We start from the raw sequence: 26,186 nt of genomic DNA, 5'->3' as shown, positions 1-26,186 counted from the left end.
GTTGAGGTAAGCTATGCCGCCAGTAAACGAACGATCATTTCCCTGTTATACAATTTAAAGTTTGGAAGGCGTGAATAATAAGAGCAGCATAACTGGGATCGAAAACTTTTACGCGGTCGGAATTAATTATAAAAAATCGGATGCTCGGCTTAGAGGCCGTTTTGCAGTTTCAAACGAACAATATGAAGCCATATTGAAACACGCCGGCAATTATGGCGTTAGCTCATTATTTATCTTGTCGACATGTAACCGTACCGAAATCTACGGAGTAACCAATACGCCAGATGAACTGGTTAACCTGTTATGCAGTGTTACCAATGGCGAAATAAAAGAATTTAAGAGTCACTGCTATAAAAAGGAAGGCATCGGCGCGGTTGAACATATGTTTAATGTTGCAGCTGGTTTAGATTCACAGATACTTGGAGATTATGAAATTATCGGGCAGTTTAAACAGGCTGTAAGGTTTGCGAAGGACCGTGGTTTTATCAATACCTTTTTGGAAAAGCTATATAATACTGTTTTGCAAGCTTCAAAGCAGATCAAAAATCAAACGGGCCTCAGTAAAGGAACTACTTCCGTATCATTTGCAGCTCTGCAATCCATTAAGCAATATCATGCTAATGCCACAAGTATTTTGATTGTAGGGGCAGGTAAAATGGGGCAGCGTGTATGTAAAAACATTAAAGATTACCTGGGGCAAAAGGTTCGTATTACGTTGGTTAACAGGACTGTTAATAAGGCAGAGCGGCTTGCCGAAGAAATGGATATTAGTTATGGCCATATAGCAGATTTGCCAATACTCATTTCCCGTGCAGATGTTATCATTGTTGCCACCGCTTCCGCTACACCTGTAATTTTTAAAGCTGATCTTGAACATTGCAGTGAAAAACTGATCATAGATTTGGCGATACCCAACAATGTTGAACCCGCAGCATCAGAATTACCGCACATTAAACTGGTTAATATTGACGAACTCTCGCTTGTTAACAGTGAAACTATTCAGAAAAGGCAAAGCCAGGTTATTGCCGCGCGAGAGATCAACAACCATTTCATCAACAGGTTTGTTGAATGGTGCGAACTGCGAAAAAGCTGCATAGTGGTGAATGCCATTAAAAAACAGTTAACCTCCATTTGTTTAAGCCAATCCAAATCCGCCGGCTGTGTTGCGGGCTTTGTATCTTCCACGGATGAGCAAAGAATACAGCAAATATTAAACGGAACAGCGGGAAAAATGAAAGGCGCTAACAAAGCCGGCTGCCATTACCTGGAGGCTTTAAATGAATTTATGTCGCCCCCGGGTTTACCAACCAACATATTAAATCCTGAGCGAACGTTAATATAAATAACAATAGACAGCCAAAGCAGATGATTGAGGTTATCGGATAAACGGAAGTAATATCAATTTTGCCAGAATATAACCGGGCATGAAAGAGATTACTAAATAGCGAATAAGAAAAAGAGGATTTCCGGCGTTCAAAATATCGTAGTACCTTTATTACTAAACATATTTTGCAGTATTGCCTGATACAGTACGATTTTTGTTAGTTATTGATTATCATCTTACCTAACTTCGCTATGGAAACCGCAAATCAACACCGCAGGGATTTTATTAAGACAGCCGCCATCACCTCATTAACCGGGCTGACATTGTTGTCAGCTTGTAATGACAACGATGATGACGGGGATCAAAAAGTATCGCCGCCCGAGGATCTTATGCAGGAGCACGGTTTACTGAACCGGGTGCTGCTCATCTATGACCATTGCAAAGGCTTGCTAATAGATAAGCAGGATTTCCCGATGGAAGCATTGTTAAACTCGGCTGGCATTATTCGCACCTTTGTTGAGGATTACCATGAAAAGCAGGAAGAAAACTACCTGTTCCCGCGTTTTCAAAAGGCCAACCAGTTAACTGATCTTGTACAAACGTTGCTGGCTCAACATAAGGCTGGGCGTACTATTACGGATGAGCTCATGCAATTAACTAAGTCTCAAAACCTAACCGATACGGAAAAACAGCAGCTTATTACCTTGTTGAATAATTTCAACAGGATGTACCGCCCGCATGAAGCGCGCGAGGATACCATTTTATTCCCCGCCTTCCGCAAGATCGTATCCCATCATGAATATGACGCGCTGGGTGAGGAATTTGAAAATAACGAACATAAACTGTTTGGCAAAAACGGGTTTGAAGGCATGGTTGAGAAAGTGGCCGGTATCGAAAAGTCTTTAGGCATTTATGAGCTGGCCCGGTTCACGCCAGGCACCTAACTGCAAATTGCCAACTATTTTTTGTTACCTATCGATAAAAGGCTGGCATTAATAGCCACCACTACCGTGCTCACTGTCATGAGTACCGCGCCAATTGCCGGGCTTACCATAATACCCTGATTGTACAGAACGCCTGCCGCCAGTGGCAGGGTTATCACATTATAACCAGTTGCCCAGGCCAGGTTCTGTGTCATTTTACGGTAGGTGGCTTTACCAAACAAGATCAGGTTAACGATGTCCTTAGGATTGCTGTTTACCAGCACAATGCCGGCGGTTTCAGCAGCAATGTCACTGCCCGAACCAACAGCAATGCCAACGTCGGCCTGGGCAAGTGCAGGGGCGTCGTTTACACCATCACCTGTCATTGCTACAAACTCGCCCTGTTGCTGTAATTCTTTGATCTTTTCCATTTTTTCATGCGGCAGTACTTCGGCAAAAAAACCATCCATTTTCAGCTGTGCGCTAACACTTTCGGCAACCTGCTTATTATCGCCGGTCAGGAGTATCGACTTGATACCGTTTTCGTGGAGGGTTGCTATCGCTCCATTTGATTCCTCCCTGATGGCATCGGCAAGGGCAACAAACCCGGCAAGGTTTTCACCGATCAATACAAATACCACAGTTTCGTTACTGGCCACCTTGAAATTTGCGGGAAGGCTGATGCTATTTTCTTTCAGATAACCGGGACTGACCACTTTGATGTGCTTTTGCTCTGCAACTGCTTCAATGCCTTTACCTGTGATTGCTTTAAATTGTGTGGCTTCGGGAAGGGTTAGTTTTCTTTTTTTAACTTCACTTAAAATGCCTGTGGCTATCGGATGTTCTGAATTGCTTTCCAATGCCCCCGCCAGCCTAAGTAATTCATCTTCGCTTTTCAGTACTCCTTCGGTAAACACCATCCTGGATACCTCAAATTTTCCTTTAGTTAAAGTGCCGGTTTTATCAAAAACAATAGAAGTGATCTTTCGTGCATTTTCAAAAGCAGTCCTGTTTTTGATCAGCAGGCCATGTTGCGCCGATAAGGATGTTGATTTAGCTACAACGAGGGAACAGCCAGGCCAAGCGCATGCGGACAACAGATCACAATAACGGTCACCATCCGCTCCATGGCAAAAGCCAGGTCGTGCCCAGGCTAATCCATACCACGAACGTAGTTATACCGGCTAAGAGTGCAATGATAGTTAGCCAACGGGCCGCTTTGTCTGCTAACAACTGCGTGTTTGATTTAGCGTTTTGCGCATCGCGGACAAGATCGATGACTTTGAACAAATAGGAATCTTTACCGCTATGTGTAACGCGAACTTTTAATGAACCGTTACCGTTCACCGATCCGGCAATCACTTGCTGGCCTTTTGTTTTTTGCACCGGGGCAGATTCCCCTGTCAGCATGGACTCATTCAGGTAACTCTCGCCATCTTCCACCATACCGTCGGCGGGTACCTTTTCGCCTGGTTTAATTAAGATCAGGTCATTTTCTTTCAGGCTTTCCGTTTTCACGTCCTCTGTAATGTCTCCTTTAAGCACGTGCGCGGCTGAAGGCATGAGCTGGACCAGCAATTCGAGCTCGCGCGAGGCGCCGGCTATCGATTTTATTTCGATCCAGTGTCCCAGCAGCATAATGAGAATAAGCGTGTCCAGTTCCCAGAAGAAATCCATGCCCTTAAGCCCGAATACGGTAGCCGCACTGTACAGGTAAGCAACGGATATGGCAAAACCGATCAGGGTCATCATTCCGGGGTTTTTCGCCTTTAGTTCCGAGAGCCACCCGGTCAGAAAAGGCCGGCCGCCGTAAAGAAAAACTGCCGTCGATAGCGCAAAAAGTACGTACCGGTCGCCCGGGAAACCAATTTGCAGGTGCAGCCAATGCCGGATCATTGGCGATAGCGCCAATATAGGTAGGGTGAATGCCAGCACTACGTAAAAACGCTTACGGAAATCAGCAATCATGGCTCCGTGATCATGTCCGGCGTGGCCCATGTCTCCATGCCCCATACCATTCCTTTCCTGATGTTGTGCATGATCGTGACCTTTCATTTCAGGCATTTCGTGCTGGTGTTCATGATGCTGATGTTCCATAGTCGTTTGTATTAATTAGCTTTACTTACTGATAACTACTAATAGGTTAATGTTAATCCGGCACCTAAGCCCATATCACTGTCATAGTGGCTGGAGAAAGAAAAATTCTTATTAACGATGTAGCGCAATCCGGTGCTATATTCTTTATCGGTATTGCCTGTAATAGAAAACCGGAGCCTGCTGGTCAATGCAATATCCTCCCGGCCAAGTTGAAACCTGAGTTTGCCATTGCCATCAATGCGGGCATCGACCACAAACAGTAATGGCAAAGTGTAGGCCAAACCTGCAACTACCGTATGCCGGTTGTTTTTACTGCTGAGCTGGCCGAACAGGTTTTTTTCCTGTTCGTTTGTTTTTTTATAATGATAATCAAATCCTGCATAAGCATACAGCCATTGCATACGGCCAAAGTACCTTCCAAACATCGTTTCACTCTCGTATCCCCTGGTATTGTTTATTCCAAGGTGCCACATGGTAGAAAATTTCCAGCGGGTATTTGCTAAAGCCGCGTTGCCATCGCTGCCGTTTGTTTCCAACCCAGTTTGGCCGATGCATAGTATTTACGATCGTCGGCAGCTACTTTCTTAAATCCAGCTGCCGGGTCGGGCACTTCGGGGTTAGGTGGCGAGTTTTCGTAACTGAAGATCCGCCCCATACCGCTCATCATATGGTATAGGATATGACAATGGAAAAACCAGTCGCCGCTTTCGCTGGCACGGAATTCGATGGTATCCCTTTCCATTGGCATAATATCCAGGGTGTTCTTCAGCGGCGAGTATTCTCCCTGTCCGTTTAATACCCTGAAATAATGCCCGTGAAGGTGCATAGGGTGGCGCATCATGGTATTATTATAGAGAATGATACGAACATTTTCTCCCCGCTTAATCAGGATCTTGTCAGATTCCGAAACGGTTTTGTTGTTGATCGTCTAGACATAGCGGTTCATGTTGCCGGTTAATTCAAAATTGAACACTTTGGTTGGTCCGGTAGGAAGCGTTGTCGGTTGAAGGGCTTTCAGCATACCATAGTTCAGGGTAACCGGCGGCTTGCCTTTGTCAAGTTCGGGATACATTACGGTGTTCATGTCCATTACTTGGGTAGTCATTTTCATTCCCTCCATTTCCTTCATGTTACCCTGAATATCCATCATATCATTCATCATTTTCATGCCCTCAAAATATTTCAGTTTAGGCAGCTTTTTAGCTGCGTGTTTGACTCCACTTCCCAGCCAAAGCGACGTATATTTAGTACGATCTTCAGGTGTCGCCAGGAACTCATAACTGCCATCAGCGGGAATAGTAACCATCAGGTCATAGGTTTCCGCAACACCTACGATCATCCGGTCCACTTCAACCGGCTGAACATCTTCGCCATCATTGGCAACCACTTTCAGTTTGCCGCCCGCCCAGCCGAGCCAGAAATAGGTAGAAGAACTTCCGTTAATTACCCGCAGTTTTACCTTGTCGCCGGCTTTAAATTCGGGAGCTTGGTTTTCGGGCTTGCCATTGCTAAAAAAACGGTCGTAGTAAACATCACTTACATCCATGGCAGTCATGCGTTTCCATTCATTGGCCAGCTTTGTTTTGAAGTGTCCGGTTTGTATCGCCTGCAAATAATTCTGGGTACTTCCTTTACGGATAGCATACCAGTCTGTGGCATTATGGAGGCGGCGCTGTACCTGTTCCGGGTTTTCATCGGTCCAGTCGCTCAGCAGCAGGGTATATTCTTTTACAGGGGATGGTTGTTTTTCATGAATGGTGAATGCGCCGTACAGCCCGCTTTGTTCCTGCGTCATGGTATGGGAGTGGTACCAGTAGGTTCCGTGCTGCACCAGCGGAAATTTAAACAGGTGCGTTTCACCGGCCTTGATGGGCGTGGTGGTGAGATAAGAAACACCGTCATACCGGTTGGGCAGGATCAGTCCGTGCCAGTGGATAGAGGTTTCCATCATCATTTCATTGTGCACATAGATCTCGGCAGTATCGCCTTCGGTAAATTCCAGTTCAGGTGCAGGGATACTGCCATTTATAGCCATAGCCGGCTGCTGTTTGCCGGTATAGTTAACGGTAGTATCATTGATGTATAAGTGGTATATCTCCCGGCTACCTGTTTTGGTGAAAAACGGAAGATGCTTGCTCTGACCAGTTGGCTCCATTTTCATCCCCGAATGCTGGGCAATGGCGCTGGCAACAGGCAGCAAAAAAATGATCAATAAAATAAACTTCTTCATGGTATTAAAATGTAAGGCCGGAGTATTTGCCCCGGCCCTTTAATTACTTAGCTGCAGGTAAAGTTTCTTTTACAGCGCCACAGTTTAACATTTGATTGCCATAATAGGGATTTTGAATGGCGGCTGTTTCACTTAGCCAATATGATTTTTTCATAGGACAATAGTCGCGGTAAACAGGAGCATTGTTCAGCTTAATTGCCTGTACGGCGGCGAACATGTTTTCTGAAAGCTTGGCAAAATGTTCACGCTGATGCATGATATCATCGCTTTCCGAAATATGACGGGCATCGAACTGCAACTTATCCGCATATTTTGTCCAGGTAGTTTTATCAGCTGCCGAAAGCTTGTCGACCGGAAATGAACTGATTGCAGCCAGTAACATTTTGGCTTTGGAATTGGTTGCAGACGCGTCGCCGCTGATCAGGGCGTTTTTTACGCCATAATAGGCCGAAAGTACATCAGCTTTGGAAGAAGTGTTTTGTGCTTTAACCTGGTTAAAAGCAAATAGCATGACGATGGCGAAAACGAAAATTTGAATCTTTTTCATGATATAGAAATGGTTAAATAATGAATATCATTTCCAGCCGTAGCAGGAAACTATGGATTAAAGAAGTTTTAGGGTTGCAGGGTAGCGATAAAAAAAGCTACCGGGCTTCGGATTGAAGCAAGAGGAAAATCAAATGCGGAATGTGCAGTTGCGTAAAAAAACAGGTAGGGTAGTGACAAGCGGCGGTGACTGTCCAACCGGACGACTAATTTTCAGCGGCAGGTAATTGTAAGGCACCAACCCGAAAAGCGGTATAACCAGCAATGCGGGGCTTGTGCCCAGGCCAATCTGGCTGTACGTAAGTGAGCTGCTCTTTTCCGATTTTAGTTGCTGGTGTTTATCTGTACAGCATTTTTTTGCAGCCTTGCCCCGGTAATTCATACCGCAGGTATTGCATTTTTTGCTCTGCTCATCATGCCACAACGCAACCTTGATCAGCCTGCCCATGCAGTACTGATAATGCAATGTTGCACCCGAAGAAACCCCGAGGTACAGCACAGCTAAAAAAGTTACGAACAGTTTCTTGATCACGGTACAAATATCAGCAAATTAGTAAAGTGTTGTTTATAGAATTTCTTTTTCTTTTTATGTTTTTTTGGGATAGATCGCCTTCCAAACATAGGATAATCCATCTTTGCAATAAATGATAATTATTACTTTTTTACATGCTGATGATCAGCGACTTGCTCTTTTATATGCCGTTACTTTGGCTAAAAACAATCATGAAAAAACTAATCACAGCTATTTTGTTTATTACAGCTGCGCTATATGGAATAGTGCGTCTGCATTTGCGCAAACAGAACCTAAGAGTGTTCCTGCCAGCGAGATTCATATCAATAAAAAAGGTGAAATCCATGATCACGGCGGTACGCTGCTCGGGTATATCAGCAAAGATGATATCGTAAAAGATGCCCAGGGCAACAAGGTTTATTTTATCGACCGGGACGGTAACGTGATCGATGCCAAGGGCAATAAACTGGGCAAAGCAAGGAAAGACGGTTTTTATTTTAATAATGAGGGTGAAACCGTACTTAAAGTTAAGGATAAAGACGCCGAAGAATGCGAAATCCTTGATCCTGCAGGACATAACCTTGGCACGACCCACAAAAATTATAAACTGCATGCGTGCGCCGCGCATTGTTTCTGGCTGAAAAAGAAAAATACGCCGCACCCGGTGCATTAATTAAAGGGAGTATCAAAACATACTCCCTTTTCTGTTTGCTAATTCAACGCTGCTAATCATCGCTTTCATTGTTGTTTTTTTAAGCCAGGGATGTATCCCAATTGTCCTGCTCAGGCTATAGTTAAATATGACGGAGATCATTTTTGTTTTTGATTGTTTACCCTTATCAGATTTCATCCGGCAACGATATTTGTACTATAAAATATTCAAACGATGGAAGCACTTATCGAAGACACCGAACTGGAATTTGAACTTCAGGAAATTTACCTCACCGGTAAGCAATGGCTGGCAGACCTGGCCTTCCTGGATAATGAGCACGTCTTTTTAACAAAACTGCTGGCTGGCGAAAAAAACGCGGCCAGGCATATTGAAGAAGGGCTGCACTCGGCTATGCTTGAGCAACATGACCTGCATAAAGATATTCTTCATTTTATAAACAAAATAGAACAGTTGATCGTTGTTCCGGGAGCTGTGATCGGGTTATCGCTGATAGATGACCTTATCAGTTTACAGATCAGGGTGGGTGGCGCTTTATTGGCAATGAAGGACCTTAAATTGGCATTGACGGGCATAAGGCGGGCTGCTTAGTTCCACAAGAAAAATTAATTTATAAAGGTTTTGACAAAAAGTATTTATATCACTTCGGCCGAACCCTATAGCGGCAAATCAGTTATTGTATTGGGTTTGGTGGCTATGCTGCTTGGCCGGGCACAAAAGATAGGTTATTTGAAACCCATTATACCTTTCGGCCCGGAAGAGCAGCCAGACACCCATATTGAAACGGTCCTTGCACATTTCCAACTACCGCAAACTTATCGGGATACCTATGTATTTACCCGGCAGGGGGCTATGCAGCAGATCAAAGATCAGCACCAGGGCGACATGATCGACGCGATTATCGCACGGTTTAAGGCCTTAGAAGCGACGTGTGATTTTACTGTAGTTGAAGGGAGTGATTTTGAAGGGCAGGGAACGGCATTTGAGTTTGAAACTAACCGGCTCATCGCCAAAAATCTGAACTCCCCCGTCTTACTCCTTGTATCGGGCGTGGGGAAAACCACTGCCGAAATCGTTCAGGATGCGCTGAATTTCAGGCAGGCTTACCAGGTGCAGGATATTCAGGTATTAGCGGTTGTTGTCAACAGGGTACAGGCCGATCAGGCTGCAGATGTACAACAATTGCTGCGTGCGCAATTGTCCGAAAATATACTTATCGCCGTTGTACCCGCTGATCCGGGCCTGGAAAACCCAACTGTTCGCGATATTTTTGAAAAGTTGGACGGCAGGTTGCTGTTTGGCAGTGAACACCTCGGAAACCAGGTTGATAACTTTGTGACCGGCGCCATGCAGGTGCCCAATTTTTTGAATTATCTGAAGGAGAATGTTTTGATCGTTACACCTGGCGACAGGGGGGATATTGTCATCAGCTCGTTGCAAGCCAATCAGTCTGCCAGTTATCCCCGCGTGGCCGGCATTATACTTACGGCAGGCGCAATTCCGGAAGAACCGGTGATGAGGTTGATTGAAGGATTGCAGAACGTTGTCCCTATCCTCGCTGTCGGGGCCGGCACTTTTGAAACAACCAATCAGGTGGCAGCAGTTAAAGCCCGTATTACAGCGGATAATACTAAAAAAATACGGCTTGCTATAGAAACATTTAACCGTTATATAGATATCGCCGCCCTTGATAAAATGCTGGTAACATATCATTCCAATGTGATGACGCCGCACATGTTTCAATACCAGCTCACTCAATGGGCTAAGCGGCAGCGCAAAACTATTGTACTGCCCGAAGGGAATGATGACCGCATCCTGCAGGCGAGCGCAAGGCTGATTGCCCAGCAGTTGGTTAACATTATCCTGCTTGGCGATCCTGCAGAAATAGCCGCTTCGGTGAAACGGTTGGGCATTGACCTTGATCTCAATAAGGTAACCGTTATACCCCCGGCCAGTTCGCCTCATTACGAAGATTATGTTCAAACACTGTATGAGCTGCGTAAAAGTAAAAACATAACCCTCGAAATGGCGAGGGACCTTATGACGGATGTATCTTATTTTGGAACGATGATGGTTTATAAAGGGCACGCCGACGGAATGGTTTCCGGGGCAGTTCATACCACTCAGCATACCATACGCCCCGCCCTGCAGTTTATTAAAACAAAGCCCGGCATCTCTACGGTGTCATCTGTTTTTTTTATGTGCCTGGCCGACCGTGTTTCTGTATTTGGCGATTGTGCGGTAAATCCCGACCCTACTGCCGAAGAACTGGCCGAGATAGCTATCTCGTCGGCAGATAACAGCCTGCGTTTTGGCATTGAACCGCGTGTTGCAATGCTTTCATATTCATCGGGTACATCAGGTTCAGGTGCCGATGTGGAAAAGGTTAGGCGAGCTACCCAATTGGTGCGTGATAGACGGCCCGATATTAAAGTAGAAGGGCCTATACAATATGATGCCGCTGTAGATCCGGTAGTTGGCAGCCAGAAAATGCCCGGTTCAGAAGTTGCCGGCAAAGCAAGCGTATTGATTTTCCCTGATCTGAATACCGGGAATAACACTTATAAAGCGGTACAGCGGGAAACGGGAGCCCTGGCCATTGGGCCGATGCTGCAGGGGTTGAATAAACCGGTCAATGACCTTAGCCGCGGTTGCACTGTTGATGATGTTTTTAATACCGTTATTATCACTGCTATACAAAGTCAGGATAGCCCGGCCTCATTATAATTTTACATATGGAAATATTTGTTATCAATTCGGGCAGCAGCTCTATCAAATACCAGTTATTTTCTCAGGATTCAAGCAGCCCGCTTTGCAGTGGCCTGGTTGAACGCATCGGTCAGCCAGATGCGCTGATCACTCATAAATACAGGCAACATGACGAGGAAAAAGTGTTGTACATTCAACAACAGGTACCCGATCACGAAGCCGGCATGCAGGTTGTGGGCGAACTGCTCACCAGGGATGGTATCGCGGTGATCCGCGATTCGGGACAAGTGGGCGCGGTTGGTCATCGTGTAGTTCATGGCGGCGAAAAACTTACCGGTACCACAGTCATTACGCCCGGGGTAAAAGACAAGATCAAAGCACTGTACCCACTGGCGCCTTTGCATAATCCGGGGCATATAAAGGGTATCGAAGTGTCGGAAAAGATTTTCCCCCAGGCTGTACAGATTGCTGTATTTGATACCGCTTTTCATACATCGCTACCCGAAAAAGCTTTTAGGTATGCTATACCCGACTCTTTTTATAAAAACCACGGCATTCGTGTTTATGGCTTTCATGGCATAAGTCATCAGTACGTTAGTGGTGAAGCAATGAAATATCTTAATCATACAGATGCAAAACTCATTACCATTCACCTTGGTAATGGCTGCAGCATGGCCGCTGTTAACGGCGGAAAGAGCGTGGATACAAGTATGGGGCTTACTCCACTTGATGGGTTGATCATGGGAACAAGAAGCGGATGCATTGATGCCTCGGTATTATTATACCTTGCAGAACGGGAAAATTACAGTACAGAACAACTTACTACCTTGTTAAACAAACAAAGTGGCATGCAGGGGCTTACCGGTCATAACGATATGCGGGATATCAGCGCGCTTTATAATAATGGGAACGCCCGGGCGGAGCTTGCTTATGAGATGTATGCCTACCGAATTAAAAAATTTATTGGCGCTTATGCCGCTGCAATGAACGGGCTTGATGCAATTGTGTTTACGGCTGGGGTTGGTGAAAATGATGCCCTGGCACGCGACCTCGTTTGCCGGAATATGGATTTTTTAGGCATTAAGCTGGATAACGAAAAAAATTCAGAAAAAGGCAATGGGATTCGTGATCTTAGTGCACCGGCCTCCCGTGCCAGAATATTGGTGGTGCCCACCAATGAAGAATTGGAAATTGCCCGGCAGTGCAGGCAATTGCTCGGTGAAACCACCGGGCGGTAACTGATCCCCAGGCAAATATTTTATAATTCTGGCGATCATTACTTAAGTTCATGAACTCATCGGAACAGCAAGTAACGGTATGTTAAGCCCGGTAGCCATTTGGCGGGTTTTACTTCGGTGAAGAAGTGAAGACCAGAAGCCGTGCTTTTTGGGGATCATGATCAACAACTCGGCGCCACAAGTAATAAGCTCTTTTTTTAATTCGGCAACGATTTTATTTGAATTAGTTTCTCTATAAACACAATCAATACCAGCTGCCTGGAAATTATGCGGTACTGTGTCCTGAACAGGTTTTATTTCAGCTGCTTCTTTATTAACATAAAAAATCTCCACCGGCGATTCGAAAGCAATAACTTCATTCCGAATCATGGATAGTAACTGTACCGGCTGGTCATTAGCCACATCACATGCCAGCATGATTTTCTTTAGCCCTTTGAACCGGGCGCCAATGGGGACGACCAGCACAGGGAAAGCCAAATTTTTGATGGCAGTTGTAGTTGTATTGCCTAAAACCCATTGATCCTGACTTTCAGGGGCCATGCCAAGCACTACCAGCGAAGCATTGTGCTTTTTTACCAGGTTTTGTAATTCATCTGTAACCGGCGTATAACTGGTTTCATAACTGACAGTGATGTCGTGAATCAGTGCAGTTATTGCTGCTTGTTGTGCAAGCCGGTCTTGATTTTTTGCCTCCAGGTCGCTTACAGTTGAAGCTGGCAGTAGCGTATTCGATTCGTGCAGGGACAAGCTGAAGGCATTAAAAAGCAGGAGCCTGTAGTTGAAATGTTTGGCCAAAGCGGCGGCATAGGTTACCGCGTTTTCAGCAGCTGGCGAATAGTCTGTTGCAGCAATTATAGTTTTCATATGAGTGACTGGTTGTTTTGTTAATATTCATAAAACCATTAAATACGGGCTAGTAAAAGTAGAAGACCCTTTGTACCATAAATAGCTTAGTTAAACAGCGCGACCTGTTCTGCTTTTTTATCGGTGGTTTCTTAAAAACAAAGATCAAGAATGGCTTTAAACTTCAACATGACGTTGATCAGCTTAAAAAATGATCACAATTACTAACAACTGCAGGAAAATCATAAGGCAATCGGGGAGAAGATCAACTGCCATAGCATCGGACCATTTGAAAGTTTATTTTAGGAGATAGGGGCTTTTTTACAAATAGCGTAGATAATCTGGGCAGAGAGAGAACAGGAAACCAATTGTTGGCAGCCATTTGATCGATGGGTGACTGACGTAAAAAAAATATCGTAGCCGGGTAAACGTAATCTTTGCGTCACCTTTCTAAACAATAAAAGACAATTTTATCTTTTATTATTTACATTTGTCCATCAACTCATAAAAAAATGGAACCGTCAGAAATACACATTGTATTGAATGCTAATAGCCTAATCAGTGATCTGCTGAAGTATAACGAAGAGCTGATAATCCAAAAACTTACCGAACTCAATAAAAATTTTAACCGGCTGAAAAATCCTGTGCTCAGAAAGGTTTTAGCCAAACGGGTATCCGTTGCTCAGGCTTGCAGGATAGCAGGCTGCTCGTTGAATGAATTTTTTGACGTCCTTAGACCGCTTGGATTTAAAGCGGCGCACGAAGCTGTTGAAGTTGACAGGTTACCGCTTCCCCTTGCCGCTTCTTTTACTAAAATTATTGATCTTGATGTCAGACCGATTTTGGCGGCAGGAAATGACCCTTTAAAAATCATCCTCACAGCGGCGGCCGGGCTTAAAAATGGCGAGGTGCTTAAAGTGATCAATACTTTTGAACCTGTGCCGTTAATCAGTCTTCTGGAAAATAAGGGATACCGTTCGTTTATGGACATCGCGGGACCGGAACTTGTGAATACTTATTTCCTAAAGAATGAGGCCGAACCTGATGAGCTCATAATGGATATATCAGAATTATCGGTTGAAGCAGATGGGTTCACGGAACTTATGAAAGCCTACCAATTGCACATTATGGATGTCAGGCCTTTCCAAATGCCCAAGCCTATGACTATGATCCTGGACAAGCTGGAAACGCTGAAAACCACTGAAGCCTTGTATGTCCGGCATCGAAAAGTCCCCGTTCATCTGCTCCCGGTATTAAAAGAAAGAGGTTTTGACTTTCGCATCATGGAAACAGCGGAAGCAGTTATCCTGTTTATCTATAGGCCATGAATATGATCACTAAACAGCATCCCGGATTATACCCTATTGTATGGGCTCACTACCTGGCTTCAGCGGTTTGTTTTGTGCTTATCGGTGTCTTGTTTTTCTTTGCGTCGGCAGATTTTGCCGGGCACTATTTTCAGCCGAAATTATTAGCCATTACCCATCTTGCCGCGCTGGGCTGGATTACCATGGTTATTTTCGGGGCAGCGTATCAACTGGTACCGGTCATACTTGAAACAGGGTTGTCAAGCTATCGTTTGCCCTGGCTATCATTTGTCGCTTTTTTGAGCGGGCTTGTCCTGTTGGTTTGTTCTTTCTGGCGTTTTGAACCAGGTTTATGTATGCAGGGAGGGGCACTGCTGCTGCTAACCGGCATGCTTGGCTTTACCATTGTTATTTTTCTTACTGGAAAAAGGTTAAAGAACAAAAAGGAGAACATTCATCAGGAAATGATCAATACTTCCTGTATCTGGTTGCTTGCCACCGGTGTTCTTGGGGTTCTGCTGGTATTCAACCTCAGTTACGCCTTTCTGCCGCAGGATCACCTTCAGTTTTTAAGGCTCCATGCGCATATGGGAATGGGAGGCTGGTTTTTATTGTTGGTAATAGGGGTAAGCAGTAAATTGGTGCCAATGTTCCTGGCGTCCCGCAAACAGAATTTGCAGCTGCTTGATTGGGTTTATTATCTGCTGAATGGCGGCCTGCTTGCATTTGTGATTGATACATACCTGGAAGGTATCAATAACCGTACCTATCTCATCGCACTGCTTCCAGCTGCAGCGTTTATCATATATTTCATTTATTTAATCCAATGTTACCGGTCAAGAATGAAAAGAAAGTTGGATTTGCCCATGATGTACACCATGCTGTCTTTTATATTGCTGCTGGCTGCATTGCTGATACAGCCGCTTATTATTAACGCACATGTTCAAAATACCACACAAGGCATTGCACTTACTAAACTATACGGGTTATTGGTGCTAATGGGCTGGCTTTCTTTACTGATCCTGGGGCAGGCGTTTAAAACTTTGCCTTTCCTGGTTTGGCTAAAAATTTATGGACCAAGAACTGGCAAAGAACCTACACCTTTACCTTCGGATCTATACAGTCAAAAATTACTGATCATCCAGGGTATCGCCTTTACCGGTTTTATATTATCCATGATCACTATGGCGTTATCTGGCCTGGCTGCGCCTGCGCGTATTGCCTCAGGTTGCCTGCTGTTAACGGCGCTTTGCTATCTTTTAAATTTAACCAGGGTCCTTACCCGCAAAAAAACAACCGGCCATGCATAACTTTGACGTTACCAATCCTGATACCTATATAGAAATGGAAGCATGGGAGCGCTTACGATCCATTATTGACCCTGAACTTCATGTCAATATCATTGATTTGGGACTTGTTTATACTATCAGGGCAAATAGCACAGTGAGGATGCTGGTGGTGGTAATGACCTTATCGTCACCCAGTTGCCCGGTAGGTGAGGCCATTTTGCAGGGGGTGGCCAATTGCCTCGAAGCCAGATTTGTGGACTACAAGACAGATGTGCAACTCACCTGGGAGCCAGTATGGGGCTTTGATAATATTACCGAAGAAGGCAAAAAACAGTTGTGGGGATAATGGACTGGATAAGTAAAGGCAGGTATCATTATTGGGCAGGAGGCAGCTTTGTGGTGCTTGCTGTTTTTGGCGTGTTGCTCAGGCTGATGCATATTGCCTTTGTGCCTCATTTAAACTATATTTTTTTACTGCATGCTCACTCGCATTTCGCTTTTGCCGGGTGGGCTTTTCTTGGATTGGCCATGCTATTGGCCGGACGGGTTTCGCCTGTTGAAAGACGTCGGAAGTTCCTGTATGCCCTTAATGCAACACTCGTAAGTGCTTATGGCATGCTGGTTAGTTTCTCCTTTCAGGGCTACAAAACAGTCTCTATTATTTTTTCGACATTTTTTATTTTAAGTACTTATTATTTTACCCGGCAGTTCCTGAAAAGTTTAAAGGAAACCCGGCAACTTTCAAAGGGCGCGCGCCAATTGGCCCTTGGCGCTTTGTTTTTTCTCTGCTTTTCCTCACTTGGCCCTTTAGCCCTGGGGCCGCTTATGGTTATGGGATTAAAAGGCACGGCAGTGTACCAGGATGCAATTTATGTTTACCTGCATTTTCAGTTGAATGGCTGGATGCAGTTGGCGGCCATTGCGTTAGTTGAAATCACTTATTTCAATATTTGCCCAACCAATCCGCAGCGTTGGGTATATCAACTATTAATCTGGTCGAACTTGCCGCTGTATTTAATTTTTACCTTGTGGAGCAACCCTGCCGGTTGGGTTTTTCTGATAGCCGGAATTGCGGCTGCGGGTAATCTTACTGCGTGGTTTATGATATGCCAGGGTCGGAAAACGCGGCTGTTGAAACTGCCTTTGCTGTTAAAAGTTGCATTTTTAGCCATTACCTTAAAAACCGTTTTTCAAACCCTGGTATGTATTCCCGTCATTGGCAGATGGGCTTTCAGTGACCGTAATATCATCATTGGCTATATTCATTTGTTGACATTGGGCATCGTGACACCAGTCATACTCGATCAGTTTAAGCAAGCCGGCTTTTTCGGCGCCGGAAAAAAATTGCAGATCATAAACGGAAGTTATATAGTGTTGACTTTCGCATATCTCGTGATATTATTTGTTGAACCCGCCTTAAAACTTGTCGGAATAATAGTTCAGGAGGTAGAGCCCCAATTATTGTTGCTATCCATACTGTTGCTGCTATGCGGGGTCGGCTATTTTGGGCTGCTAGTTTTAGGTAGTTCAAAAAAAAGTGAGGCAGTTAGCGTGTAAAATCACACTCCAATTTTTATTTTTGGATTAACACGCCGGATATGAAAAACAAAGTTCTCCTAATCGAAGACAACCAGGACATTCGGGAAAACGCAGCAGAGCTGCCGGAGCTTTACGGTTTCGAAGTGCTGGTTGCCGACTGCGGCGAGGCCGGATTATACCTGACTGATTTAACCCGGACTTGATCATTTCGGATGTAGTTATGCCGGGTATTAGTGGATACGATGTGTTCAATCAGCTTCAAGAGGATTCCTTTAAAAAAAACATCCCCTTCATCTTTACTACCGCATTTTCCGAAAAGAGGGACCAGGGCATAGCAAAAGTGATGGAAATACAAAACTATCTCATTAAACCATATGACGAAGCTGAGATTATTAACTGTATCCGGAAGTGCCTGGACATAATCTGATTCCCCTTCGGTTGAACGCCCGGTAATTTGCCTCAAATATCGGGTTAACGTGCCATGACTATTTTTTACTGAAATTACGGCAATGCTTTTCAAAGTTTCAGGCGGAGCTAATGAGCGCGGTCACTTTTACGCTTTAAAAGTTGATTGTTATCACATTTACGAAAAAAGAACAGCCTAAAATATACAAGAACAATAATAAAGGATAAATTTATCTTCTATTAAATTAATAACAAATGGAAACACAAATTTTGGATGTAACGGTCATTGAACCAAAACTAAAACATCCCACTATTTTTAAGAGATTCGACGAACTGACCGGCGGTGAGGAATTGATCATTCACAATGATCATGACCCCAAACCGCTTTATTATCAGTTGCTGGCAGAGCGCGGACAGATCTTTAACTGGGAATATCTGATGAGCGGCCCGGAGGTTTGGCGGGTTCTGATTGGTAAAAAGAACCCGGATAACCAGGAAGAGACAATTGGTGAGATTGTTGCTAAAGACTATAGGAAGGCTATGGTTTTCAAAAAACTCGGCATTGATTTCTGCTGCGGCGGCAAAAAAACATTAACAGAAGCCTGCGTGAAAAAAGGGCTTGCCGTTGAAGAAGTGAAGCTCGCACTGCAGTCGGCGGATAGCGGAGAATATGTAAATGCGCATAATTTTCAGGACTGGGCTCTTGATTTTTTAAGTGACTACGTAGTAAATGTCCATCATAAATATGTGCGTGACAATATCCCCTTTATTGGTGAACTTGCAACAAAAGTGGCGCGTGTACACGGGGACAAACGCCCCGAATTGATTGGGGTGGCTAACGTATTCGCTACGGTGGCACAGGAACTGAGCATGCACATGATTAAAGAGGAGCGCATCCTTTTTCCTTATATCAGGGATATGGTGACAGCCCGGGAATTAGGTACCGCTGTGATGCCGGCACCATTTGGCGGGGTAATGAATCCCATTCAAATGATGGAGATGGAGCATGAAGGAGCGGGAGAAGAACTCGAAGAGATCAGGCAAATGACAAATAGCTATACGCTTCCGGAAGATGCCTGTACCTCGTATCGTATCCTTTTCCAAAAGTTGCAGGAGTTTAAAAATGACCTGCACACACATGTACACCTCGAGAACAATATTTTGTTTCCAAAGTCGGTTCAACTCGAACAGCAGTTAAAAGATAATTCTCAATTATAAGTTTTAAGTTGAAAGGATAGTAGTGTTATTATCTAAATCATGTGAATATGCCATCAGGGCGGCAGTATATGTTGGTTATAAGACCTTGAACAAAGAAAAGACCGGCATGTCAGAGGTCGCTGAAGCCATAGGTGCACCTGTACATTTCACTGCCAGGATCCTGCAGGGGTTATCCCGAAAGCGCGTCATTTCCTCCAGCAAAGGTCCGCACGGAGGTTTTTATATTGAAAACTCCGCCAAGGTTTACCTGATTGATATTATCCGGGCTATTGAAGGGGACGGGCTATTCAATGCCTGCATACTTGGACTTAAAAACTGTTCCGACACGAAGCCTTGTCCGGTGCACGACGAAATTAAGACGGTACGGACACAACTGCTCCTCGAATTTAACAAAAAATCCCTTCGAGACTTGGTAAGCGATTACCAGCAAAATAAGTACGTTTTAAAATAAGCAAATTTTTATTCAACAAACAGGAGGGGACAAGTTTAAAATAATAAAAGATAAAAATGTCTTGATTTATAAAGGGTGGCTTTGAGGCTGAATCTATAAGTATATTATATATCATATAAAATGCTATTTAAATGATGTGTATCACTAAAAAAACATGATTTAAGTCATAAAATAGTCAAAATTAATAAAGCAATTTCGAAGTATTATAAATATGAAAATAATGAAAATTTCAACCAGCTTTATCCGGGCCGCCTTTATAGGAGGTATGGCCCTTTTGGCCGCTTGCGGCCCTTCCAATGGGGGTGATAAACAGGCGACGGAATCTGCTCCGGCTGCCAATGCCGAAAATAGTTCGGCCGCATCTTCAGCAGACGTTGACCCAGCCGCCAAAAGTGACAGCAAGGGCGTAGGTAAGTTCACAAGCGTGGAGATCGGCGCAATCGACAATGCAATGGCCGACAAAGGCAAAGGAGTTTTTACTGCCAAGTGCTCCGCCTGTCACCAGATCACCGATCAGAAGGTAGTTGGGCCCGGTCTGAAAGGGGTAACCAAACGCCGTACGCCGGAATGGATCATGAACCAGATCACCAATCCGGTAGAAATGGAACAAAAAGACCCCGTGGGTAAAGCGCTTTTAGCAAAATATCTGACTCAGATGAGTTTTCAGAATGTAAGTGACGATGAAACCCGACAGATACTTGAGTATTTGAGAAAAAACGATCAATAACCTCTTTATATGTTTAAACCATGAAACGAATTTCACAAACTACCCTGCTGTTAGCGGGACTGGGGGCGATTGCCATCGCCAGCGGTTGTAAAGCAGGTAAAACGGGGCAGGCGGCCACCGATGAAGATGCTGCCAAAAAAGTATACGTAGCGCCCGGCAAGCATGATGAATTGTACATGTTCGCTTCCGGTGGCTTCAGCGGCCAGATTGCAGCGTATGGTATTCCTTCCGGCAGGTTGCTTAAAGTGATACCTGTGTTTTCCCAGAACCCGGAAAATGGTTATGGCTACTCAGAAGAGACCAAACCAATGCTCAACACCTCGCACGGATTTGTGCCCTGGGACGACACGCACCATCCTGAACTTTCCAAAACCAATGGCGAAGATGATGGCCGCTGGCTTTTCATTAACGGTAATAACACGCCACGCATTGCCCGTCTCAACCTGGCAACTTTCAAAACGGAAGAAATTCTGGAATTACCAAACGTTGCCGGTAACCATGCCTCTCCATTTTGTACAGAAAATACCGAGTATATAGTAGGTAACACTCGTTTTAGCGTACCGCTTGATGGAGATAAGGATGTATCGATAGGTGATTTCAAAAAGAAGTTTAAAGGTGCCGCGACTTTTATCAAAGTAGATAAGAACACGGGCCGCATGAACATTGCCTTTCAATTGATTGTTCCTGGCTTTAATTATGACCTGGCACATGCCGGCAAAGGCCCCTCACATGATTGGATCTTCTTTACCTGTTATAATACGGAGCAAGCCAATACCTTGCTTGAAGTTAATGCCAGTCAACGCGACAAGGACTTTATAATGGCGGTGAACTGGAAAAAAGCAGAAGAGTTGGTGGCCCAGGGCAAGGGGCATAAAGCGCCTGCTAAATACGCGCATAACCTCTATAACGAGCGCACCCACTCAGCTACTTCAACCATGGAAAACGACGTGACCATGCTGGATGTAAAAGATTATCCGGGACTAATCTATTATATTCCATGCCCAAAATCACCTCACGGTGTTGATGTGGAACCCAACGGCGAATACTTTGTTGCCAGCGGTAAACTGGCCGCGGTGATTCCTGTATTTTCGTTTAAGAAGATGCTTGGTGCTATTGACCAAAAACAATTTGAAGGGGACTTTGACGGTATTCCGGTATTGAAATATAATACTGTATTGGAAGGTGAAGTGCAAAAGCCGGGTTTAGGTCCGCTGCATACCGAATTTGACGGTAAAGGTTATGCTTATACGTCCATGTTCGTGTCTTCAGAGATTGTAAAATGGAAAGTGGACACACGTGAGATCATCGATCGTATTCCAACTTATTATTCTATCGGCCACCTTTCGGTACCGGGCGGCGATTCCAGGCATCCATATGGTAAATATGTGATTGCATTGAACAAGATCACCAAAGACCGTTATCTGCCCACCGGCCCTGAGTTAACGCAATCTGCCCAGTTGATTGACATTACCGGCAACAAGATGAAACTATTGCTTGACTTCCCGACCATTGGTGAGCCGCACTACGCGCAGACCATACCGGCGGAGAAAATAGAGAAAAATTCTGTGAAGTTTTTTAAACTGGAAGAGAACGATAATCCATACGCTGCTAAATCAGAGAAAGAAGCCCGCGTAGTAAGAAAAGGCAACCGGGTGGATGTATACATGACTGCTATCCGGTCTCACCTGGCCCCGGACAATATAGAAGGCATAAATCAGGGTGATGATGTGTATGTGCATGTGACCAACCTGGAGCAGGACTGGGACGTTCCGCACGGCTTTGCCATCAAAGGTTCCAATAATTCAGAATTATTGATCATGCCTGGCGAGACAGCCACACTGAAATGGGCACCTGACCGGACTGGTATTTTCCCATTCTATTGTACTGACTTCTGCTCTGCATTGCACCAGGAAATGTCTGGTTACTTTAGGGTATCGCCTAAAGGCTCAAACGTACCACTTACTTTCCACCTGGGAGAAAACCTCGCGGCAAGGTAACAGATCTTTTATTCAACGGGAGGGCCCTGTGTCCTCCCATTAATACCAATAATATGAAAACCGGTTCAAGAATAGCAATAGCTGCAGCCATGGTGCTGCTGCTAACAGCGTATTTTCTTCCTTTATGGGAGATTACCTTGTCCGCACCACAATACCCCGAGGGCCTGAGTATGGATATATGGCTGAATGGTATCACAGGAAACGTGCTGCAGATCAATGGGCTTAACCATTATATCGGCATGCAGCATATCGACCCGCAGAACTTTGCCGAATTTAAGATTGCCCCCTATGTGTTCGGGTTACTGATCCTGATCGGGTCGGTTGCTTCAGTAAAAGGCAGCAGAAAACTGCTGATTGGCTTGCTGGCGCTGATGATCGTTTTTGCCGCCGCCGGATTTATTGATTTTTACCTATGGGAATACAACTATGGGCACAATCTTGATCCTCATGCAGCCATTAAAGTTGAAGGCATGTATTATCAACCTCCGCTGGTTGGGTATAAACAACTTCTGAACTTCCTGGCAGGGTCTTTTCCTGCTACAGGGGGGATGCTGATCGGCCTGGCGGGAATAATTACCGCTGCTACATTATACATCGAAATAAGAAATGGTAAAAGAAATGAAAAACAGAGGAATGATCGTGCTGCTGGCGCTTTGGATCACCGCCTGCAGTCAAAAGCCTGAGGCCCTGCAATATGGAAAAGATGCCTGCGTACACTGTATGATGACAATTATGGACCGTAAGTTCGGTGCAGAGATCGTAACTTCCAAAGGCAAGGTTTATAAGTTCGATTCTGCAGAGTGTATGCTGGGTTACATCAGCGAAAAACGCGGGCAGTTTGGCGATGCAGATACTTACCTTGTTGTAAACTACAAGTCAGGCGGTACACTTATGGATGCCCGCAAATGCACCTATATACATGACCAAAAGATCAGTTCTCCGATGGGCGGTAACCTCGCGGCCCTTGCTTCCGAACAAGAGGCGAAAATCTTTCTTGGCAACGGAAACGGGAAACTGCTGACCTGGAATGAACTTGTTAAATAAAAGATTGCATGAAAAGGATCTCGCTCATTTGTCTTTTTGCCCTGGCGGTAACTGTTGTTTCGCATGCACGCACACTTATAGTGGCCGTGGATACTGCCCTGCCTGATTTAAAGGCAGCTGTTGCGGAGGCTGCCGATGGTGATACGATCAAGGTGCAGAAGGGGTATTATTATTCGTACAATACACTTATCACCAAAAGACTGACCATCATTGGCGATGGGTATCCTGTGCTGGATGCAAATTATAAAGAAGAGGTAGTGACTATCCTGGCGAATGGTGTTACATTCAGCGGCTTTGTGCTCAAAAACTCTAAAACCGGTTCGATGCGCGACTATGCTGGCATCCGCCTGCATAAGGTACACCATGTTACAATCAGTAATAACAGGTTAATCAACAACTTTTTTGGGATTTACCTGTCCGATTGCGATCATGTGTCTGTTATTGGTAATACAACCAGTGGCACCGGTACCGAGCTTACGGCCGGTAACGGCATTCATGCCTGGCAATGTCATGATGTTATCATTATGAATAATTATTCTACCCGCCACCGCGACGGTATCTACTTTGAATTTGTGAAAAAGAGCAGGATCATCAGTAATACCAGTGAACGGAACTTTAGATATGGGCTGCATTTCATGTTTTCGGACGATGATTTGTATCAAGGAAATACTTTTCGCAATAACGGATCAGGTGTCGCGGTGATGTATTCCAAACTGATACGAATGTTTGATAATTTGTTTATTGAAAACTGGGGAAGCTCCATTTATGGTTTGCTGCTGAAAGATATTACCAGGTCTCAAATTGTTGGCAACCGTTTCGTTAGGAATACGACGGGTATTTACATGGAGGGTTGCAACCTCATGACGGCTAACAATAATACCTTCATCAATAATGGTTGGGCTATGCGTATACTGGCTAATTGTGAAAACGGCACGTTTGAGCGGAATAATTTCGAGTCGAACTCTTTTGATGTGACAACCAACGGGTTGCTCAACCTTAATAAATTTGATCAGAACTACTGGGATAAGTATGAAGGTTATGATTTGAATAAAGATGGCACAGGTGATGTACCCTACCGGCCGGTTAGCCTATATGCGCAGATAATGGAGCAAATTCCGCAAAGCGTGATGTTGATGCGGAGTTTTATGGTCAATCTTTTAGATAAGGTTGAACGGGCTATCCCATCTCTTACCCCTGAATCTGTTAAAGATATAAACCCTAAAATGAAACCATGGACACGTTAATTGAACTAAGCCACATTAAAAAGGCATTCGGCAAATTGCAGGTGCTAAAAGATATTAGTTGTCATTTTGAAAGCGGCAACATTGTGTCTGTTTTGGGGCCAAACGCCTCCGGAAAAACAACCATGATCAAAAGTATACTCGGTATGGTTATACCCGACGAAGGCGACATCCGGTTTCGCGGGGCCAGAGTCAACAAGACTTTTGATTACAAAAAATATATCGGCTATATGCCACAGATCGGGCATTACCCGGATAATATGAAGATTGGCCAGTTGTTTGACATGATGCTTGATATTCGTAACTGCAACAAAATACCTGATACGGACCTGATTGAGGCTTACCGGCTGAAAAGTATGTACCATAAGCCTATGAGGGCACTTTCCGGAGGTACCAGGCAGAAAGTGAGCGCCGCCCTTGCTTTTATGTTTAATCCTGACGTGCTGATACTCGACGAACCCACAGCTGGTCTTGATCCCTTTGCCACCGAGATTTTAAAACAAAAGATCCTCGCCGAAAAAGCAAATAACAGGCTTGTGATCATTACCTCACATATCCTTTCAGAGTCGGAGGAGTTGGCCGATACCGTGATGTACCTTTATGAAGGCAAGATCAAATTTTATGAGCCGCTGGCTGCGCTGCAAATGGAGACAGGTGAGCAGAGACTGGGTAAAATATTGACCAGATTATTAACTGAAGAACATGTTTAAGATAGCCAAATATATTATTCTCGACATCATACGCAGTAAGGTACTCATTGCCTACACGTTGTTGCTCGCTACCATTTGTACAGTGATCTTTCTGTCAGACAGCGATGTGATTAAAGGACTGGTAAGTATTACAACCATTGTGATGATCATTGTGCCGCTGGTCAGCATTATCTATGCAACCACCTATTATTTCAATGCAGCGGAGTTTACCGAATTGCTTGTTTCCCAGCCTATCAAACGCAGGGACATTTTATTGGGAGAATACCTCGGCATCAGCAGCTCTATTCTCGGCGCTTTTGTGCTTGGAGTTTGCCTGCCGGTTGCTTTGTTTGCACTCTCAGCTACGGGCATCACGCTAATGGTTGCCGGAGGTTTGGTAACCTTAAGTTTTACTTCACTCGCTTTCTGGGCTTCCACCAAAACCAGGGATAAATCAAAGGGGATTGGGCTTGCGCTGATGATTTGGTTCTATGCGGCCATTATTTATGATGCCCTGGTGCTGCTGTTCCTGTTCACCTTTAGCGATTATCCGTTGGAAAAGGCGATGATCGTGCTCACGGCCTTAAATCCGGTAGATCTGGCAAGGATCATGATCTTGTTAAAACTGGATATTTCTGCTCTGATGGGTTACACCGGCGCGCTTTATCGACAGTTTTTCGGAAGCGGTACAGGCATTGCCTTCAGTGTTTCGATGTTATTTATCTGGTCTGTTTTACCCGTACTACTGGCGCTTAAAATTTTCTCCAAAAAAGATCTGTAAGATGTTCCGCCGTTTCACCGCCATATTACTCCTGTTCTCAGTACTGGTTATGAACCTGAACTCGCTATGGTTTTATGCGGGGTTCCGGCTCAACCAGGATTATATTGCGGCAAAACTTTGCGCCAATAAGTCAAGGCCCATGCTACACTGCAACGGCAGGTGTTTCCTGAGCAAACAGCTTAAAAAGGCTAATAGTGAAGAGAAAAGCAACGAAAACCGAACCGCTAAAGAAATCATTTTTGAGGCTTATTATCACGGCGTTAATCAATTTACTGTACACATCAAACTGCTGGCCATTTTTACGTCCCTGGTAAGCTTCGCCCTGCTGCTTCGCCCGCTTGGAGCTATCTTCCGGCCCCCCGCTGCATCTTCAGTTCACCGTTACATGCTCTCCTGAGCAAATTCAA

The 26,186-nt window shown here is 44.7% G+C and carries 30 protein-coding genes; 22 read left to right on the top strand and 8 right to left on the bottom strand.

The window, feature by feature from the left end; all coding sequences use genetic code 11:
* The first annotated feature begins 70 nt into the window (after nt 1-70).
* Nucleotides 71-1,342 (top strand): glutamyl-tRNA reductase, encoded by a 1,272-nt coding sequence (gene hemA / locus DIU38_RS12255; protein WP_208057831.1) that lies wholly within the window; start codon nt 71-73, stop codon nt 1,340-1,342.
* Between the two features lie 233 nt (nt 1,343-1,575).
* Nucleotides 1,576-2,268: a hemerythrin domain-containing protein gene (locus DIU38_RS12250; protein WP_112654975.1), complete on the top strand. Its 693-nt coding sequence runs from the start codon at nt 1,576-1,578 to the stop codon at nt 2,266-2,268.
* Between the two features lie 14 nt (nt 2,269-2,282).
* On the opposite strand, the gene DIU38_RS12245 is transcribed toward DIU38_RS12250, so the two are convergent.
* From DIU38_RS12245 to DIU38_RS12230, 7 genes are all read right to left on the bottom strand, one after another.
* Entirely contained in the window at nt 2,283-3,344 is a 1,062-nt protein-coding gene (locus DIU38_RS12245) for an HAD-IC family P-type ATPase (protein WP_262714358.1), read from the bottom strand.
* Nucleotides 3,345-3,360: 16 nt separating this feature from the next.
* Nucleotides 3,361-4,344 (bottom strand): HAD-IC family P-type ATPase, encoded by a 984-nt coding sequence (locus DIU38_RS34455; RefSeq protein ID WP_262714357.1) that lies wholly within the window; start codon nt 4,342-4,344, stop codon nt 3,361-3,363.
* A gap of 38 nt (nt 4,345-4,382) precedes the next feature.
* A complete protein-coding gene (locus DIU38_RS33995; protein WP_244311291.1) occupies nt 4,383-4,880 on the bottom strand; it encodes a hypothetical protein in 498 nt (165 codons plus the stop codon).
* Nucleotides 4,844-5,203, bottom strand: coding sequence for a multicopper oxidase domain-containing protein (locus DIU38_RS33990; protein WP_244311307.1), 360 nt, complete (start codon nt 5,201-5,203; stop codon nt 4,844-4,846). Before DIU38_RS33990 ends, DIU38_RS33995 begins: the two co-directional genes overlap by 37 nt.
* 69 nt (nt 5,204-5,272) lie before the next feature.
* The gene (locus DIU38_RS33985) at nt 5,273-6,574 is read right to left on the bottom strand and encodes a multicopper oxidase domain-containing protein (RefSeq protein WP_243770759.1); all 1,302 of its coding nucleotides are present in this window, start codon (nt 6,572-6,574) and stop codon (nt 5,273-5,275) included.
* Between the two features lie 43 nt (nt 6,575-6,617).
* On the bottom strand, nt 6,618-7,121 hold the full coding sequence (locus tag DIU38_RS12235) for a DUF3347 domain-containing protein (protein ID WP_112654973.1): 504 nt from the start codon (nt 7,119-7,121) through the stop codon (nt 6,618-6,620).
* Nucleotides 7,122-7,250: 129 nt separating this feature from the next.
* On the bottom strand, nt 7,251-7,652 hold the full coding sequence (locus DIU38_RS12230) for an HYC_CC_PP family protein (protein ID WP_112654972.1): 402 nt from the start codon (nt 7,650-7,652) through the stop codon (nt 7,251-7,253).
* 112 nt (nt 7,653-7,764) lie between these two features.
* On the opposite strand from DIU38_RS12230, the gene DIU38_RS12225 reads away from it, so the two are divergent.
* The 4 genes from DIU38_RS12225 (at nt 7,765) to DIU38_RS12210 (ending at nt 12,248) form a co-directional block, all read left to right on the top strand.
* Nucleotides 7,765-8,304 carry a DUF3659 domain-containing protein gene (locus tag DIU38_RS12225; protein WP_112654971.1) on the top strand — a complete coding sequence of 180 codons (540 nt, stop codon included), beginning with the start codon at nt 7,765-7,767 and terminating at the stop codon, nt 8,302-8,304.
* Nucleotides 8,305-8,517: 213 nt separating this feature from the next.
* Nucleotides 8,518-8,892: a hypothetical protein gene (locus tag DIU38_RS12220; RefSeq protein ID WP_112654970.1), complete on the top strand. Its 375-nt coding sequence runs from the start codon at nt 8,518-8,520 to the stop codon at nt 8,890-8,892.
* 30 nt (nt 8,893-8,922) lie between these two features.
* Nucleotides 8,923-11,028, top strand: a complete 2,106-nt coding sequence (pta, locus tag DIU38_RS12215; RefSeq protein ID WP_112654969.1) for a phosphate acetyltransferase — start codon at nt 8,923-8,925, stop codon at nt 11,026-11,028.
* An 8-nt stretch (nt 11,029-11,036) separates the two neighbouring features.
* On the top strand, nt 11,037-12,248 hold the full coding sequence (locus DIU38_RS12210) for an acetate/propionate family kinase (RefSeq protein ID WP_112654968.1): 1,212 nt from the start codon (nt 11,037-11,039) through the stop codon (nt 12,246-12,248).
* Nucleotides 12,249-12,296: 48 nt separating this feature from the next.
* Here the strand turns inward: DIU38_RS12210 and DIU38_RS12205 are convergent, their stop codons facing one another.
* Nucleotides 12,297-13,112, bottom strand: coding sequence for a universal stress protein (locus tag DIU38_RS12205; protein ID WP_112654967.1), 816 nt, complete (start codon nt 13,110-13,112; stop codon nt 12,297-12,299).
* A gap of 491 nt (nt 13,113-13,603) precedes the next feature.
* Here DIU38_RS12205 and DIU38_RS12200 point away from each other — a divergent pair, with 491 nt between their 5' ends.
* The 16 genes from DIU38_RS12200 to DIU38_RS12130 all read left to right on the top strand — a co-directional run bounded on the left by DIU38_RS12200 (nt 13,604) and on the right by DIU38_RS12130 (nt 26,176).
* On the top strand, nt 13,604-14,419 hold the full coding sequence (locus tag DIU38_RS12200; RefSeq protein ID WP_112654966.1) for a DUF2249 domain-containing protein: 816 nt from the start codon (nt 13,604-13,606) through the stop codon (nt 14,417-14,419).
* A 2-nt stretch (nt 14,420-14,421) separates the two neighbouring features.
* Complete coding sequence (locus DIU38_RS12195) at nt 14,422-15,708, top strand: hypothetical protein (RefSeq protein ID WP_146752295.1); 1,287 nt, start codon at nt 14,422-14,424, stop codon at nt 15,706-15,708.
* The gene (locus tag DIU38_RS12190; RefSeq protein WP_112654964.1) at nt 15,701-16,033 is read left to right on the top strand and encodes a metal-sulfur cluster assembly factor; all 333 of its coding nucleotides are present in this window, start codon (nt 15,701-15,703) and stop codon (nt 16,031-16,033) included. Before DIU38_RS12195 ends, DIU38_RS12190 begins: the two co-directional genes overlap by 8 nt.
* Entirely contained in the window at nt 16,033-17,244 is a 1,212-nt protein-coding gene (locus DIU38_RS12185; RefSeq protein ID WP_112654963.1) for a hypothetical protein, read from the top strand. The genes DIU38_RS12190 and DIU38_RS12185 overlap by 1 nt, the downstream gene beginning before the upstream one ends.
* A 41-nt stretch (nt 17,245-17,285) precedes the next feature.
* The gene (locus tag DIU38_RS33005; protein ID WP_167516151.1) at nt 17,286-17,429 is read left to right on the top strand and encodes a hypothetical protein; all 144 of its coding nucleotides are present in this window, start codon (nt 17,286-17,288) and stop codon (nt 17,427-17,429) included.
* A gap of 17 nt (nt 17,430-17,446) precedes the next feature.
* Entirely contained in the window at nt 17,447-17,653 is a 207-nt protein-coding gene (locus DIU38_RS34880) for a response regulator (RefSeq protein WP_112654962.1), read from the top strand.
* Nucleotides 17,654-17,886: 233 nt separating this feature from the next.
* Entirely contained in the window at nt 17,887-18,849 is a 963-nt protein-coding gene (gene ric / locus DIU38_RS12175; protein ID WP_112654961.1) for an iron-sulfur cluster repair di-iron protein, read from the top strand.
* An 85-nt stretch (nt 18,850-18,934) separates the two neighbouring features.
* Nucleotides 18,935-19,300 carry an RrF2 family transcriptional regulator gene (locus DIU38_RS12170; protein ID WP_243770760.1) on the top strand — a complete coding sequence of 122 codons (366 nt, stop codon included), beginning with the start codon at nt 18,935-18,937 and terminating at the stop codon, nt 19,298-19,300.
* A gap of 220 nt (nt 19,301-19,520) precedes the next feature.
* On the top strand, nt 19,521-20,027 hold the full coding sequence (locus DIU38_RS12165; RefSeq protein WP_223266067.1) for a c-type cytochrome: 507 nt from the start codon (nt 19,521-19,523) through the stop codon (nt 20,025-20,027).
* Between the two features lie 20 nt (nt 20,028-20,047).
* Nucleotides 20,048-22,024 (top strand): Sec-dependent nitrous-oxide reductase, encoded by a 1,977-nt coding sequence (gene nosZ, locus DIU38_RS12160; protein WP_112654959.1) that lies wholly within the window; start codon nt 20,048-20,050, stop codon nt 22,022-22,024.
* A 53-nt stretch (nt 22,025-22,077) separates the two neighbouring features.
* Entirely contained in the window at nt 22,078-22,707 is a 630-nt protein-coding gene (locus DIU38_RS12155) for a hypothetical protein (protein ID WP_208057833.1), read from the top strand.
* Nucleotides 22,643-23,068, top strand: a complete 426-nt coding sequence (locus tag DIU38_RS12150) for a nitrous oxide reductase accessory protein NosL (RefSeq protein ID WP_167516150.1) — start codon at nt 22,643-22,645, stop codon at nt 23,066-23,068. The genes DIU38_RS12155 and DIU38_RS12150 overlap by 65 nt, the downstream gene beginning before the upstream one ends.
* Nucleotides 23,069-23,076: 8 nt before the next feature.
* Complete coding sequence (locus tag DIU38_RS12145; protein ID WP_112654957.1) at nt 23,077-24,312, top strand: nitrous oxide reductase family maturation protein NosD; 1,236 nt, start codon at nt 23,077-23,079, stop codon at nt 24,310-24,312.
* Nucleotides 24,300-25,019, top strand: coding sequence for an ABC transporter ATP-binding protein (locus tag DIU38_RS12140; RefSeq protein WP_112654956.1), 720 nt, complete (start codon nt 24,300-24,302; stop codon nt 25,017-25,019). Before DIU38_RS12145 ends, DIU38_RS12140 begins: the two co-directional genes overlap by 13 nt.
* Nucleotides 25,012-25,779, top strand: a complete 768-nt coding sequence (locus DIU38_RS12135; RefSeq protein ID WP_090525226.1) for an ABC transporter permease subunit — start codon at nt 25,012-25,014, stop codon at nt 25,777-25,779. The genes DIU38_RS12140 and DIU38_RS12135 overlap by 8 nt, the downstream gene beginning before the upstream one ends.
* 1 nt (nt 25,780) lies before the next feature.
* Nucleotides 25,781-26,176 (top strand): hypothetical protein, encoded by a 396-nt coding sequence (locus tag DIU38_RS12130; RefSeq protein ID WP_112654955.1) that lies wholly within the window; start codon nt 25,781-25,783, stop codon nt 26,174-26,176.
* Nucleotides 26,177-26,186 lie beyond the last annotated feature (10 nt).

Origin of the sequence: Mucilaginibacter metallidurans, from assembly GCF_003286435.2 — a bacterium.
GTDB lineage: Bacteria > Bacteroidota > Bacteroidia > Sphingobacteriales > Sphingobacteriaceae > Mucilaginibacter > Mucilaginibacter gossypii.
Note: the sequence above shows the minus strand (reverse complement) of the source record. Positions and strands in the feature narration are given on the sequence as shown.